Source organism: Rhodanobacter koreensis (assembly GCF_054782855.1).
In genome coordinates, this window is sequence record NZ_BAAGRR010000001.1 from 501,252 (window position 1) to 515,970 (window position 14,719).

At 63.3% G+C, this 14,719-nt stretch carries 11 protein-coding genes and 1 pseudogene; 2 read left to right on the top strand and 10 right to left on the bottom strand.

All coding sequences use genetic code 11. The annotated features are described in order from the left end of the window. Positions 1-147: 147 nt before the first annotated feature. The 5 genes and pseudogenes from pilQ to ACYVKM_RS02130 form a co-directional block, all read right to left on the bottom strand. Positions 148-2,322 (bottom strand): type IV pilus secretin PilQ, encoded by a 2,175-nt coding sequence (gene pilQ / locus ACYVKM_RS02110; protein WP_460875376.1) that lies wholly within the window; start codon positions 2,320-2,322, stop codon positions 148-150. A 55-nt stretch (positions 2,323-2,377) separates the two neighbouring features. Continuing rightward, the gene (locus ACYVKM_RS02115) at positions 2,378-2,917 is read right to left on the bottom strand and encodes a pilus assembly protein PilP (RefSeq protein WP_460875377.1); all 540 of its coding nucleotides are present in this window, start codon (positions 2,915-2,917) and stop codon (positions 2,378-2,380) included. Then, positions 2,910-3,578 (bottom strand): annotated as a pseudogene (locus ACYVKM_RS02120) (type IV pilus inner membrane component PilO); the annotation flags it as partial. The pseudogene ACYVKM_RS02120 and the gene ACYVKM_RS02115, both read right to left, overlap by 8 nt. Beyond that, a complete protein-coding gene (locus ACYVKM_RS02125; protein WP_460875378.1) occupies positions 3,575-4,372 on the bottom strand; it encodes a PilN domain-containing protein in 798 nt (265 codons plus the stop codon). The pseudogene ACYVKM_RS02120 and the gene ACYVKM_RS02125, both read right to left, overlap by 4 nt. Continuing rightward, positions 4,372-5,430, bottom strand: a complete 1,059-nt coding sequence (locus ACYVKM_RS02130) for a pilus assembly protein PilM (RefSeq protein WP_077441011.1) — start codon at positions 5,428-5,430, stop codon at positions 4,372-4,374. The genes ACYVKM_RS02125 and ACYVKM_RS02130 overlap by 1 nt, the downstream gene beginning before the upstream one ends. 251 nt (positions 5,431-5,681) lie before the next feature. Here ACYVKM_RS02130 and ACYVKM_RS02135 point away from each other — a divergent pair, with 251 nt between their 5' ends. Together ACYVKM_RS02135 and ACYVKM_RS02140 are read left to right on the top strand one after the other, a co-directional pair. Continuing rightward, a complete protein-coding gene (locus ACYVKM_RS02135) occupies positions 5,682-8,210 on the top strand; it encodes a penicillin-binding protein 1A (RefSeq protein ID WP_460875380.1) in 2,529 nt (842 codons plus the stop codon). A gap of 79 nt (positions 8,211-8,289) precedes the next feature. Further along, on the top strand, positions 8,290-8,964 hold the full coding sequence (locus ACYVKM_RS02140) for a hypothetical protein (RefSeq protein ID WP_460875381.1): 675 nt from the start codon (positions 8,290-8,292) through the stop codon (positions 8,962-8,964). 79 nt (positions 8,965-9,043) lie between these two features. Here ACYVKM_RS02140 and ACYVKM_RS02145 read toward each other — a convergent pair whose 3' ends face one another. The 5 genes from ACYVKM_RS02145 to ACYVKM_RS02165 form a co-directional block, all read right to left on the bottom strand. Beyond that, positions 9,044-10,339, bottom strand: coding sequence for a citrate synthase (locus tag ACYVKM_RS02145; RefSeq protein WP_460875382.1), 1,296 nt, complete (start codon positions 10,337-10,339; stop codon positions 9,044-9,046). A gap of 271 nt (positions 10,340-10,610) precedes the next feature. Then, a complete protein-coding gene (locus ACYVKM_RS02150) occupies positions 10,611-10,865 on the bottom strand; it encodes a type B 50S ribosomal protein L31 (protein ID WP_077441007.1) in 255 nt (84 codons plus the stop codon). Positions 10,866-10,978: 113 nt separating this feature from the next. Further along, on the bottom strand, positions 10,979-11,914 hold the full coding sequence (locus ACYVKM_RS02155) for a nucleoside hydrolase (RefSeq protein ID WP_460875384.1): 936 nt from the start codon (positions 11,912-11,914) through the stop codon (positions 10,979-10,981). Positions 11,915-12,033: 119 nt separating this feature from the next. Next, positions 12,034-14,148: an ATP-dependent DNA helicase RecG gene (gene recG, locus ACYVKM_RS02160; protein WP_460875385.1), complete on the bottom strand. Its 2,115-nt coding sequence runs from the start codon at positions 14,146-14,148 to the stop codon at positions 12,034-12,036. 123 nt (positions 14,149-14,271) lie between these two features. Next, a complete protein-coding gene (locus ACYVKM_RS02165; RefSeq protein ID WP_460875387.1) occupies positions 14,272-14,655 on the bottom strand; it encodes a RidA family protein in 384 nt (127 codons plus the stop codon). Between the last annotated feature and the right edge of the window lie 64 nt (positions 14,656-14,719).

The window sequence follows — 14,719 nt, forward strand, 5'->3', positions numbered from 1 at the left end:
GATGCGGCATGTCACTCGGGATGCCGGCTCCGCTCGCGTGCTACTGACCATAACCGGCGCCGGAAGTTTAATTAGCCGCACGATGTCATTCCGTATAAAACAAAGAGGCGGCCGAAGCCGCCTCCTTGATGCTTTGCAAGCTGCGACTTACTGCAGCGTGTCGCTGAGCACACGCGGCGTCACGAAGATCAGCAGTTCAGCCTTGGTATCGCCACGCGTCGTCTGCCGGAACAGGATGCCGATGCCCGGGATATCTCCCAGACCGGGCACCTTGGTGATCGTGTTGGTCTTGTCGACCTCGTAGATGCCACCGAGCACCACGGTCTGTCCGTTGTCCACCAGCACCGAGGTGTTGATCGAACGGGTATCGATGTTCGGCACCTGGCCGCTGCCGGGCACCTGGGTATAACCTGCCAGCGCATCCTTGGTCACGTTGATCGCGAGATACACGCGGCCGTCGGCCGTGATTGTCGGCGTCACCTTCAACTCGAGCACGGCGTCCTTGAAGGCCACCGTAGCCGTACCACTGCCAGCGCTACCACCGGTAGTGTTCTGGAAGGTGACGTAGCCGATTTCCTGGCCTTGGCGGATCACGGCCTCGACATTGTTGGCGGTGATCACGCGCGGACTGGAGATCACCTCGCTGCGCCCTTCGGTCTGTGCCGCGGAAAGCTCCAGATCGAGCGCGTAGTTGGCACCGAGGATGGCCAGGCCGAAACTGCCGGAAGGCGCGGAAGCCGGCAGGTTTACAGCGAGCCCGCTGGCCGTGCCTGCGCCGTTGTCGGTGCCCCCGATCGAAACGACATTGCCACCACCGACACCAGTTGCCAAGCTCGTCTGGGCGGCGGCGGCATTCTGGAACTGGGTGTTGTTCTGACGACCGCTGACACCGAACTTCGCTCCCAGCTCGCGGGTAAAGTCATCTGTGGCGATCACGATGCGTGACTCGATCAGCACCTGTTGCACCGGCTTGTCCAGCACCGCGATCAGATCGCGCAACTGCTTGATCTTTTCCGGCGTGTCGTTCAACAGCAGCGTGTTGGTGCGCACATCGTAGGAGGCACTGCCTCGTGTCGACAGGAAACCGCGCTGGGTATTAGCGCCACCGCCGCCACCTTGAGATTGCAGGCTTCCGGTAGTCAGCAGCTTGGCAATGTCGGCAGCCTTGCCATAGCTGATCGGGACGTAAGCGGTTTCCAGCTCGGCGGTGTCCTGCGCCTTCAGCTTGGCGTCGGCAATATCCTGCTCGTACTTGGCCAGCTCGCCCTGCGGCGCGACCCAGATCACGTTGCCGTTGCGGCGCTTGTCCAAGGTCTTGGCGCGCAGGATCACGTCCAGCGCCTGATCCCATGGCACATTGACCAGGCGCAGGGTGACACTGCCACCGACGCTGTCCGATGCAACCAGGTTGAGTCCCGATACATCAGCGATCAGCTGCAACGCGGAGCGCACCGGAATATCCTGGAAATTGAAGGTGACACGCTTGCCGCTGTAGCTCGGTTCCTGCCCTGCCTTGGCCAGCTGGGCGGCCTTGGCGTCCACTTTCTTTGGTGCCACTTCGACCACGTACTGATCGGGTGTCTGGTAAGCCGAGGTATCGACATCACCCTTGATCGCGATCTCCATGCGTGCACCACCGCCCACACCGGCATGGGTGACAATGGATTGCACCGGCGTGGCGAAATCCAGCGTATCCAGTCGCTGCGCGAGATTGGCCGGCAGGTTCGCGTGATCGATCGTGACCAGCACCTTGTCACCCTTGCGGGTCATCTCGGCATTCGCACCGCTGCCGCTGAAGCTGATCAGCACGCGGCCTTCACCGTTCGTGCCGCGACGGAAGTCGATATTGGAGATCGACGGGCCATTCGAGGCCGAGGGCAATGCCTTGCTCGGATCAACGGCCGCAGCCGTGGTCACGGACTGGTCCGACGAACCGTTGTTGATGGTCAGTACCAGGCTGTTGCCTTCAACACGGGAACGGTAACTGGACTCGCGCATCAGCTCGACCACCACGCGTGTGCGGCCACCGGCAGCAACCGCGGAGACACCGGAAGTCGAGCCCTGGCCGATATCCACATGGCGCGCGGCCGCATTGTCGGTATCGGCGAAATCAATCGCGATGCGCGGTGGATTGCCGGTAGTGAATATCTTCGGTTGAGGCACCGGGCCATTGCCGAAATCCATGTGCAGCTGAACCTTGCCGCCTGGCAAGGTATCGTAGCTGATGTTCTTGAGCGTGCTGCTGGCTGCCATCGCGGTGCTGCTCCACGTGGCGGCAGCGAGCAACAGGCCCATCAGCATGTAACGGCTTGCATGGCGCATGACACGGCCCCGGACGGATTGGATTTGGTTGGTCATTGCATCAGCCCCTGTCTACCTATTTCGCGGCAAGCGCGATGCTGGCCGGACGTTCCATCCAGCCGCCATTACCGTTGGATACCAGCTCGACCAGATCGATATGGTCATCGCTGATGGCCGTGATGTGCCCATAGTTCAGGCCCATGTACTCGCCAACGTGAACACGGTGGATCACGCCACCCGGATCCTTCACCAACACCTCCAGGCCGGATCCGGCACCGAGCGTGCCGACCATCTTCAAGGTATCGAGGGCGAACATTTCCAGTGGCTGCTTCGCACGATTGGCATCGGGTCGCGGACCACTGCTGCTGTTGGCCTGCAGTTCGGCCGTACTTGGACTGAACGGGTCACGCCGGTCCTGATCGTCGTACTTGAACGTTTCGAATGTCTTGATCACCGGCAACGGGGGAATCGGCGCACCCCTCTTGGCCTTTTCCTGGGCCACCCAGTCGCGCAGATCCGACATGCCTCGGGTGCATCCACCCAGGACCAAGGCGGCCCCAAGCATCAGCATTGCGCGCATCACGAAGGTCGGCCTGATGGCAGCAAACTTGTTCATTTCTGCCCCCCGCCTTGGCATTCTTCTTGGTCGCGGCGGCGCTCTCTTCGTCGTCCAGATAACGGTAGGTCTTCACCGTGCCCTGCAGCACCAACTGCCCATCATCCGGGGCACTACCACCCTTGGCGGGTTTCGCCGGGGTCAACGAGACATCATGCAGGGTCAGGATCACGACCCGCGGCAACGAGGCCACGCCGCTGATAAAGGTGCCGAACTGGTGATAGGTACCGGTCATGCGCAAGGTGATGGGCTTCTCCGCATAGAAGTCCTTGGGTACTTCCGGACCAGGCTGGAACAGTTCGGTCTGCAAACCCGCTGACAAGGCGGTCTGCGAGATATCGACCAGCAACTCGGGCATTTCGGTCTTGCTGGGCAACTGGCGCAGCAGCTGGCGCAACATGTCCTGCATCTCGTCGAGCTGCTGCTGCAGCGCTTCGAGGTTGACCGCCTTGGCCTGCTTGGTCGAGAACTCCTGTTTGAGGCTCTCTTCCTTGCTGGCCAGCGAAGTCAGGCTGTCCTGCTGGTCACTGACGAAGAAGTACCAGCCGACCAGCAAGACGACCGCAAACAGCAGCACGGTAAAGAAGATCTTGACCGATTGTGGCCAGCCACCAACGTTGTTGCGATCCAGGCTGCGGATATCGTCGAGGAACTTCATCATTTGGTTCCTCCCGCAGTGGTCGCGCTCGCCGGTCCGAACACCGATTTCGCCGGCGCGGTATAGTTGGTTTTTGTCTGCGCCGCCTCCAACGCCTTTGCCATCGCATCGAGTTTCGCGCGATCCGCCGGTGTGGCGTTAGGTTTCGCCTGTGCCGCTTTCAACGCCTCTACCATCGCCTCGACTTGCGCGCGCTCTGCCGGCGTGGTGGCAACTGGCGGCGGGGGCAACTTGAGATTATCGGCCTCGTCCGTCTTTGGCCGGCTCAGCGTCACATCCAGGCCGAACGTATAAGGCATGCGGGAAGAGTCATGGCTGTTTTCGGTCTTGCGCAGGTCGGCATGTCCCATCCAGGGCGACACTTCGATGTTGCGCATGTATTCGGCGACACTGGCATTGGACTGCGCCACACCATCGAGCGACATCGACTGGCCACTCTGCTTGAGTCCGGTCAGGCGTGCGCTGGAGGGGATCGTCTTCACCAGCTCATCGAACAGATGCACCATCTGCGAGCGGTCCGCCTGCAACTGCTCGATGATCTGCTTGCGCGCCAGCAGATGCGCACGAACCGTTTCCAGGTCCTTGATCTTGGCGATGCGCACGTCGAGCTGCTTGATCTCGGTCTGCAGATACGTATTGCGGTCGTTCTGATTGTCGATGCGCTGATTCATCCAGAACACCCACAGCAGCAGCACGCCAAGCGACGCCACGAAGGCGGCGGCCAGCTGCATGTAGAACTCGCGTTCGCGCTGCTTGCGCCGTTCGGCGCGCCACGGAAGTAGGTTGACATGTGCCATCAGTCGAAGCTCCTCATGGCGAGGCCGACTGCAATCATCAAGGCGGGTGCGTCCTGGGCCAGCGACTGCGCCTGCACCCTTGGTGAAAGCGACATGCGGGCCAGCGGGTTGGCAACGACGCAGGGAACGCCGAGCTGCTCTTCCAGCATCGGACCCAGCCCCTCGATCGAGGCGCAACCGCCCGCCAGCACCACCTGGTCGACCTTGCTGTATTCACTGCCGGCAAAGAAGAACTGCAGCAGGCGGCTGATCTGCTGGATCAGCGACTCCTTGAACGGCTCCAGCGCCTCGGTTTCGTACGATTCGGGAAGACCGCCCTTGCGCTTGGCGCGACCGGCCTCCTCGTAGGAGAGCCCGAAGCGGCGCATGATCTCGTCGGTCAGCTGCTTGCCACCGAAGACCTGTTCGCGAGAGTAGATGGTGCGCTGGTTGCGCAGCACCGACAGCGTGGTCATGGTGGCGCCAATGTCGACCACCGCCACCAGTGCGTCACGCCCGACGTTGAGCTGGTCGGCGACCATCGCGAAGGCGTTCTCCATCGCGAACGCCTCGACATCGATCACGCTGGCGGTGAGTCCACCCAGATCCAGTGCCGCCACACGCATGTCGACGTTCTCGGTACGCGAGGCCGCCAGCAACACGTTGTTCATGTCGGGGTTGTCGCGTACCGGCCCGATCACCTCGTAGTCGAGGCTGACTTCGTCGATCGGATACGGGATGTACTGGTTCGCCTCGACCTGGATCTGGCCTTCCAGGTCGTCGTCGGAAAGCTCGCTGGTCATCGGGATGATGCGGGTGATCACCGCCGAGCCGGCCACCGCGGCCGACGCGTGCTTGAGCTTGGAGCCCGAACGCGCCAGGGCACGGCGGATCGCATCGCCCACCGCCTCGACCTCGACGATGTTCTTTTCGACCACGGCATTGGGTGGCAATGGCTCGACCGCGTAATGCTCCACGCGATAGCGGCCACCCGCTTGGCTTAGCTGCAGCAGCTTGACGGCAGTCGAACTGATGTCGACACCAATCAGCGCCGGCTTCTTGGGTGTAAAGAGCCCCACGGTGTTTCCCCCTTGCCGCTGACGCCCGAACCAGAATCCTGGCGGGATGCGCAGTGGCATTAAATCGAAAAATTAACGCAATGGCAACGGTCTACGGAAACTTTCTCAAGTAATTGGCGTGATGTCCAACACATTTACGGAAGCGCCCCTTTGGCGCAACCCTTGCTTTGGTCGACCACGCCGCATGTGGCAGATACTGCTACATCTATACTCTGGCATGTTTTGACTCAGGTCTCGCTATCCCCCACACCATGCGAATTTTCAAGCGTTTGTTGCGCTGGGCATTGATCCTGGCCTTTAGTGGTTTGCTGCTGGCGGTTATCGCGGTTGGTGTGGCGTACTGGCTGGTCGCTCCAAGACTCCCCTCGGTGGCCGTCCTCAAGGACTACCACATGCAGGTGCCGCTTCGTGTGCTGAGCGCCGACAGCAAGCTGATTGCCAGCTTCGGCGAGACTCGGCGCATCCCGGTAGCCATCGCCGACGTGCCGGACCTGCTCAAGCATGCCGTGCTGTCGGCCGAGGATGCGGAGTTCTACCACCATCCCGGCGTGGACTGGCGCGGCATCGTCCGCGCCGGCTGGCATGTCGTGGTGACCGGCGGCGACAAGGGGCCTGGCGGTTCGACGATTACCCAGCAGGTGGCACGCAACATCTTCCTGAGCCCGGAAAAACTGTATTCACGCAAGCTCACCGAGATCTTCATCGCCTTGCGTATCGAGCATGAACTCAGCAAGGACCAGATCCTCGAGTTGTATCTCAACAAGATGTTCCTCGGTCATCGCTCCTACGGTGTGGCCGCAGCTGCCGAGTATTACTACGGCAAGACGCTGGACCAGCTGACCGTGGCCGAGTGCGCGCTGATTGCCTCGACCTTCCAGCTGCCCTCGGTGGTCAATCCGATCAACAGCCCCAAGCGCGCGATTGCCCGGCGCAATTGGGTCCTGGGCGAAATGCTCCGGCATGGCTACATCACCAAACCGGTGTACGAGCAGGCGATTGCCGAACCGAACCATGCCTACCCGCATGAGCAGCCGATCGAGGTGGATGCACCCTATCTGGCGGAAATGGTGCGCCGACAGGTACTCGACCGTCTGGGCAATGAGGCGCTGACCGAAGGCTACGTGGTCAAGACCACGCTGCAGAGCACTCGCCAGCAGGCTGCCGTGGAGGCGCTGCGCAATGGCCTGATGATCTACGATCACCGGCATGGCTGGCGCGGACCGGAAGCGCATCAGGACCTGCCTGCCGACGCCAGTGATCAGGATTACGACAACCTGCTTTCCAGCTATACCGTGATCTCGGGCCTGCAGCCGGGCCTGGTCACGGCCAGCAGCGCCAAGGAAGCCACGGTCTACCTGTCCAGTCATGAAAACGTGGAACTCGACCTGACCGCGATGAGCTGGGCCCGGCCACGCATCGACGATGACCGTGTCGGCGCCGCCCCACGCAGCGTCGACAGCGTGCTGAAACGCGGCGATATCGTGCGTCTGTCGCGCGACGACAAGGGCAACTGGCAACTGGATCAGATACCTGCCGCCCAGGCTGCGCTGACCTCGATCAACCCGGAGGATGGCTCAATCCAGGCACTCGTCGGCGGCTTCAATTTCGCACGCAGCAAATTCAATCGTGCCGTGATGGCGGCGCGCCAGCCCGGCTCGAGTTTCAAGCCGTACCTGTATTCGGCCGCGTTCGAGCGCGGCTTCACGCCGTCCTCGATCATCAACGACGCACCACTGGCGCTGCCCGATCCATCGCGACCCGACGGCATCTGGACACCCTCCAACGACGACGGCAAGTTCGCAGGCCCCATGCGCCTGCGGGAAGCACTGGTGCAGTCGAAGAACCTGGTCTCGGTGCGCCTGCTCGATGCCATGGGCGTACGCTACGCGCGCGAGTACGCCACCCGTTTCGGCTTCCCGCTCGACGCGCTGCCGGCCAACCTGTCGCTGGCATTGGGCACGGCTTCCGTGTCGCCGATGAGCATGGCTCGTGGTTATGCCGTGTTCGCCAACGGCGGCTATCTGGTCACGCCGTATTTCATCAGCGAAATCGATGACCGCAATGGCAAGCCGGTGTACCAGGCCAACCCGGCCCGTGCCTGCAACGACTGCCAGGAGCGCCTGCTCGACACGCGACCGCCCGGGCCACCACCGGCCGACATGCTCAAGACCCCGGCCAACGATGTCGCCGCAGCGACCAGCGCCGCACCGGCGCAGGCCAGCAGCATCGATGGCGTCGGCGTGGCGGTACTCCCCGCGGACGTGCATGGCGAGAGCGCCCATCCGCCCGTACTCGCGCCACGCGTCATTGACCCCCGCAACGATTACCTGATCACCTCGCTGATGAAGGACGTGATCCTGCGCGGTACCGGCTCGGCCGCGAAGACGCTGGATCGCACCGACCTGGCCGGCAAGACCGGCTCCACCAATGACCATCGCGACGCCTGGTTCGTCGGCTTCAACGGCGACCTGTCCACCGCGGTATGGGTGGGCTACGACAACTATGCCTCGCTGGGGCATGGCGAATTCGGCGCCAAGGCGGCGCTGCCGATCTGGATGGATTACATGGCCACCGTGCTGAAGGGTCTGCCCGAGAACTCGCTACCCATGCCGCCCGGGATAAGTACCGTGCTGATCAACAGCCAGAACGGCCTGCCCACCTCGGCAGGCGATCCGAATGGCATGAACGAGATCTTCAAGGTGGAAGACGTCGACCGCCTGCGTGCCCAGGCCACCCAGCAGAACGAGCAGGATCAGCAACACGCCTACGATATCTTCTGATCCTTAGCTCTTCTGAGCTTTGGCCGGCTGCTTCGGGTAAGGTGGGAGCCGCCGGTTACCGAACGACGAGGAACGCGCCATGTCGCGAGGCGAACATCACCGCATCCATGCGCATGACCGAGTGCAGCGCAATCGGTTGCGCATCGCCCAGGAGGCTGCACGCCTGATGAGCGAGCACGGCATCCGCGACTTTCATCACGCCAAGCTGAAGGCCGCCGAGCGGCTCGGCATACTCGACACCCAGGCGTTGCCGCGCAACCTGGAAATCGAACAGGCGCTGCGCGAGCACCAGCGCCTGTTCCTGGCGAACAGCCAGCCGCAGTTGCTGCGCCAGCGGCGCGAGGCGGCCATCGAGGCGATGCGATTCCTCGGCATATTCGAACCCCGCCTGGTCGGCGCCGTGCTCGAAGGCACCGCCGACGCACACTCGGCGGTATGCCTGCATGTGTTCAGCGATGACCCCGATGCAGTCGAGCTGTACTTGCGCGAACACGGCGTCCCGGTCGAGACGCAAACCCGGCGCCTGCGCTACGGCCGTGACGAACAGCCCGAGTATCCGGTGCTGCTGTTTGCCGCCGACGAACTGCCGTTCGACCTGACCGTGCTGCCGCGCGATGCCCAGCGCCGGGCACCGCTGGACCGGGCAGATGATCGACCGATGCGTCGCGCCGCACTGGCGCAGGTGGAGATCCTGCTGGCGGAAGATGCCGACGACGACGGATTCGAACAGCGCCTCGCCAGCGCGCTGCGCTGAGCCAGCACCACGGACACCCCAAAACAAGACGCCCCGGTGGAAACCGGGGCGGTTGTCATTGCATGGAAGGAATCGTCGATCAGCGCTTGGCGGTCGGCGCGTAATCGCGCACGTCGGCGCCGGTGTAGATCTGGCGCGGGCGGCCGATGCGCGATCCCGGCGTCTCGTGCTGCTCGATCCAGTGCGCGATCCAGCCGGAGGTACGCGCAATCGCGAACATCACGGTGAACATCTCGGTCGGGATGCCCAGCGCCTTGTAGATGATGCCGGAGTAGAAATCGACGTTCGGATACAGCTTGCGCTCGACGAAGTAGTCGTCCTTCAGCGCCGCCTCTTCCAGCTTCATCGCCACGTCGAGCAGCGGATCGTTGACGCCGAGCTCGGCCAGCACCTTGTGACACATCTCGCGGATGATCTTCGCGCGCGGGTCGAAGTTCTTGTACACACGATGGCCGAAGCCCATCAGGCGGAAGCTGTCGTTCTTGTCCTTGGCGCGCTTGACCGCGGTCTCGACCTTGTCCGGCGTACCGATTTCCCTGAGCTGCTTGAGCACCGCCTCGTTGGCACCACCATGAGCAGGCCCCCACAGTGCCGTGATGCCGGCAGCGATCGACGCGTACGGGTTGGCACCGGTGGAGCCGACCAAGCGCACGGTCGAGGTGGAGGCGTTCTGCTCGTGATCGGCGTGCAGGATGAACAACAGATCCAGCGCCTTGGCGGCCACCGGATTCAGCTGCAGCGGCTCGCTCGGCACCTCGAACATCATGTGCAGGAAGCGGGTGACGTATTCGAGGTTGTTGCGCGGGTAGCGCACCGGCCAACCGACCGAGTAACGGAAGCAGGCAGCGGCAATCGTCGGCATTTTCGCGATCAGGCGGATCGCCGCCATCTTGCGGTCGGCCGGGTTCTCCACGTCGAGGTCGTCGTGATAGAACGCCGACAGCGAAGCCACCGCCGCGGCGAGCATCGCCATCGGATGCGCGTCGTGGTGGAAGCCCTGGAAAAAGTTCTTCTGCGCCTCATGCATCATCGTGTGATGCGTGATGTCGTGCTCGAACGTGGCGAACTCGGCCGCCTTCGGCAGTTCGCCGTTGAGCAGCAGGTAAGCCACCTCGAGGAAACTGGACTTTTCCGCCAGCTGCTCGATCGGGTAGCCGCGGTACAGCAGCACGCCCTGGTCGCCGTCGATGTAAGTGATGGCGCTCTTGGTGCTGGCGGTGCTGCCGTAGCCGGGGTCGTAGGTGAAGTGGCCGGTGTCCTTGTACAGCGTGCCGATGTCGATGCAGGCCGGCCCTAGCGTGCCACTGATCAGCGGCAGCTCACTGCTGCGGTTGCTCGACTCATCCACCAGCTTGACGATTTTGGGATCGGACACGGAAACCTCCTCACATGTGGGTCACCACCGGAGGCGACCGTCATGACGGCGCCATCCGGCGAGGGAATGCCTGGCATCGCACGCCGGGGAAACATGCGATGCAACGGACGCCGATGGCGTCTGACACCCACCATTATCGCACAAGGCTCCGTATGCATTCGATGGCGAATGGTCGAATGGCGGCCACGAAAAAACACGGGGCGAGCCTGCGCTCACCCCGTGTCTTGAATCGAATCTGGCCGGCCATCGAAAACGATGGCCGTGCAGCCGCTTATTCCTTGGCAGCGCCCGCGTAACGACGACGGAACTTGTCGACGCGACCACCGACATCCAGCGACTTCTGCTTGCCGGTGTAGAACGGGTGCGAATGGCTGGAGATATCCACCTTGATCAGCGGGTACTCATTGCCGTCTTCCCACTTGATGGTTTCCTTGCTGGACATGGTCGACTTGGTCAGGAACGAGAAGTCGGACGACAGGTCCTGGAACACCACCGGGTTGTAGTTCGGATGGATATCGGGCTTCATGACAGGCTCTAAAGCGGTGGTGAAAAGAGCGGTATTGTAACGAGTAATCGACCCCCGTCGCAAGTCTTGGGCCATTCGGACAAGGAATGCCCCGCCATTGCCGCCTTCGCGGATCAGCCTTCCACACCCAGCGCGCGCCGCACCATCGCGGCAAAGCGGGCCTGATCCACTTCCAGCACGATATTCGCCTGGGCCGGACGACCCAGCCGTGCGGCCCAGTCAACCACCGTCGCACCACGGGTCAACCGGCCGTCCAGCTCCACGGCGACGGCGCGCGTCTCGCTGCGGGTGACGATCGAGGGATCGATCGCCACCGCCATCGCCAATGCGTCGGCGGCGATCACCCCGCTGCGGTCATATTTCGCGTTGTAGCGTCGCGCCGTGGTGACGATCTGCCCGAAGAAATCGGCGCGCCGGTCGCCAGCTGCCAGCCAGGCATCGAATTCGGCATCGTCGAACGCATGCCGCATGGTGGCCTCCCAATCGACCAGGTCGAATGACGGAAACGCCTCGAACACCACGTGTGCCGCCTCCGGGTCGAAGCCGACATTGAATTCGGCTGGCACCTTGCCGGTGTTGCCGCGACCGGTTACCGCGCCGCCCATTACCACCAGCCGGGCCACCCGCCCGGGCAACGTCGGATCCAGCCGCAATGCCAGTGCCAGATTGGTCAGCGGCGCCAGCGCTACCAGGGTCAGCTCGCCCGGACGCTCGCGGGTCAGTCGCAGCAGCGCGAGAGCCGCCGACTCATCCACAAGCGCAGCTTTCGGCTCGGGAAAGCCGATATCACCGAAGCCGTCCTCACCATGCACGAACGCCGCATCCTCATCCGGCGCACGCACCAGCGGTGTGGCACAGCCGGCAAACACCGGCGTACTGCCGCCGAGCAGGTCGACCAAAGTGCGCGCATTGCGCACCGTATGGCCCAGTCCCACGTTACCGGCGGCAACACTCAGACCGGCAATATCGGCATGCGCATGCGCCATCAGGATGGCCAGCGCATCGTCCACGCCGGGGTCGGTATCAATCAGCAGTTGCGGTCGGGTCATGACTTGTCGTCGCTATCGAATCGCCCAGTGTATGGGACCGGAATCGGGAATGGGAAATAGCCATGGCCGACCTCGCGCCGTGATCCGGGTTTACCACCCCATTTCCGATCCCCGGCAACTCAGGCATTCACGTAACGTGCGGCACCGCCGATCCAGCGTTCGATCAATCGCTCGGTCTGTTGCGGATGCTTCGCCAGCATGAGCTGGCCGACCTGTTGCACGGCCGGCAACAGGTGCGCATCGCGGCTCAGGTCGGCGATGCGGAACGCGAGCTGGCCGGTCTGCCGCGTACCCAGCACCTCGCCGGGACCACGCAGTTCCAGATCCTTCTCGGCGATGCGGAAGCCGTCGCTGGTCTCGCGCATCACCTGCAACCGCTCGCGCGCGAGCTGACCCATCGGCGGCTGATATAGCAGCACACAATTGGAGGCCCGTGCGCCGCGCCCGACGCGGCCACGCAACTGGTGCAACTGGGCCAGCCCGAGCCGCTCGCTGTTCTCGATCACCATCAGGCTGGCGTTGGGAACATCCACGCCGACCTCGATCACGGTGGTGGCGACCAGCACCGAGAGCTCGCCGGCCTTGAACGCATCCATCACCGCCTGCTTTTCCTTCGGCTTCATGCGGCCGTGGATCAGTCCCACCCTGAAACCGGCCAGGGCAGCGGACAATTCGGCATGTGCCACCTCGGCCGCCTGTGCGCGCAACTGTTCGGATTCCTCGATCAAGGTGCATACCCAGTACACCTGCCGCCCCTCGCCGCAGGCGGCGTGGATGCGCTCGATCACCTCGATCCGGCGCGCATTGGAAATTGCGATGGTCTGCACTGGCGTACGGCCGGGCGGCAGCTCGTCGATGGACGACACGTCCAGATCGGCGTATGCGCTCATCGCGAGCGTGCGCGGAATCGGAGTGGCCGTCAGCACCAGCTGGTGTGGCACCAGCTCGCCGTCCTTGCCCTTGTCGCGCAGAGCCAACCGCTGCTGCACGCCGAAACGGTGCTGTTCGTCGACGATCACCAACCCCAGCCGCGCGAACGCGACGCCTTCCTGCATCAACGCATGCGTGCCGATCACCACCGACGCACCGGCCGCGACCCGCTCCAGTGCGAGCTTGCGTGACTTCCCGGTCACCTTGCCGGCCAGCCACTCCACTTCGATACCCAGCGGTTGCAACCAGTGCCGGAAATTGTGCAGGTGCTGTTCGGCCAGCAGTTCGGTCGGCGCCATCAGCGCGACCTGATATCCCGACTCCACTGCGATCAGTGCAGCCAGCGCGGCGACCACCGTCTTGCCACTGCCGACATCGCCCTGCACCAACCGCAGCATCGGTTTGGACTGCGCCAGGTCCCGTGCGACTTCCGTGCTGACGCGCTGCTGTGCCGCGGTCAACCCGAACGACAAGCCGGCAAGCATTCGCTGCTGTAAATGGCCCGTGCCACCCAGCGCCGGCGCATGCCGGCGACGCACCGCCGCACGCATGCGCTTCAGACTCAGGTGCTGGGTCAGCAACTCCTCGAACGCCAGTCGTTGCTGTGCCGGATGGTGTCCGAGCGTGAGCTGCCCGAGATGCGCATCCGGTGGTGGCCGATGCACGTACAGCAGTGCGTCGCGCAGCGAGGTGAGTCCGTGCTGTGCGCACAATCCAGGCGGGATCAATTCCAGCTGTTCCGCCGATGGCAACAGCGTCAGCGCCTTGCCGATCACACCGGCCAGCCGCTTCTGGCCCAGACCCTCGGTGGTCGGGTAGATCGGACTGAGCAGCTCGTCGACGACCACCGCATCGTCGCCACTCAACCGCTGGTATTGCGGATGCACCATCTCCAGTCCCTGCGCGCCGTGGCGTACCTCGCCAAAGCAGAGCAGGCGGGTGCCGGGCTGCAATTGCTCGGCCTGCGCGCGGTTGAAATGGAAAAAGCGCAGCAGCAGGGTCTGCCGGCTGGCATCGCCGATCGCCACCTTCAATTGCGGGCGATAGCGGAATCCGCGCTCGACCGCCTCGACCACGCCTTCGACCTGTGCCTGCTCGCCGACATGCAGATCCGCGATGGCGGTGACCCGGGTCTTGTCCTCGTAGCGCAGCGGCAGGTGAAACCAAAGGTCCTGCACCCGCTCCAGCCCGAGCCGCGCCAGCGATGCGACCAGTGCGGGACCGACACCAGGCAACGCGCTGACCGGAGCGATACCCGGATCAGTGTCAGCGGCTGGAGCGGAACGAGAGGTGCGAACGGCCATGACGTGCAAGCCTAACCGAGCACCACCTCGCACCGTAAGCCGGACACCGACGCAGACTGTCGGCGCGGCCCGCGCAGAGAATCAGTTCATCCCCATCATGGCTGCCTCATCAGGGCAACCCCATCACGACAACACCATCACCGCGTCGACCTCGACCTGTGCCGCCTTCGGCAGGCCGGACACCTCGATCGTGGAGCGCGCCGGATACGGTGGCTGGAAGTATTCCGCCATCACCGCATTGACCGCGGCAAAGTTCGCAAGGTCAGTGACATAGATGCCCACGCGCACCACCTGCGCCAGTGAACCACCTGCGGCCTGCGCCACGGCGGCCAGGTTGTCGAACACCCGTCGTGTCTGCATCGTGATGTCGCCATCGACCAGCGACATGGTGGCCGGATCGAGCGGAATCTGACCCGAGAAGTAAACGGTATTGCCGGCACGCACGGCCTGCGAATACGGACCGATGGCGGCCGGTGCCAGTTCGGTGGTGATGATGCTGCGTGACATGGGATTGCCTCGAAAGTCGACATGGGGGACCGGCAAAGCCTATCGCCTCATCGCGTATGTGCAA

Coding starts and splice junctions, on each gene's coding strand:
- ACYVKM_RS02165 (WP_460875387.1), bottom strand. CDS start 14,655: ATGTCACGCAGCATCATCACCACCGAACTGGCACCGGCCGCCATCGGT.
- ACYVKM_RS02150 (WP_077441007.1), bottom strand. CDS start 10,865: ATGAAGCCCGATATCCATCCGAACTACAACCCGGTGGTGTTCCAGGAC.
- ACYVKM_RS02155 (WP_460875384.1), bottom strand. CDS start 11,914: ATGACCCGACCGCAACTGCTGATTGATACCGACCCCGGCGTGGACGAT.
- recG (WP_460875385.1), bottom strand. CDS start 14,148: ATGGCCGTTCGCACCTCTCGTTCCGCTCCAGCCGCTGACACTGATCCG.
- ACYVKM_RS02140 (WP_460875381.1), top strand. CDS start 8,290: ATGTCGCGAGGCGAACATCACCGCATCCATGCGCATGACCGAGTGCAG.
- ACYVKM_RS02115 (WP_460875377.1), bottom strand. CDS start 2,917: ATGAACAAGTTTGCTGCCATCAGGCCGACCTTCGTGATGCGCGCAATG.
- ACYVKM_RS02125 (WP_460875378.1), bottom strand. CDS start 4,372: ATGGCACATGTCAACCTACTTCCGTGGCGCGCCGAACGGCGCAAGCAG.
- pilQ (WP_460875376.1), bottom strand. CDS start 2,322: ATGCGCCATGCAAGCCGTTACATGCTGATGGGCCTGTTGCTCGCTGCC.
- ACYVKM_RS02135 (WP_460875380.1), top strand. CDS start 5,682: ATGCGAATTTTCAAGCGTTTGTTGCGCTGGGCATTGATCCTGGCCTTT.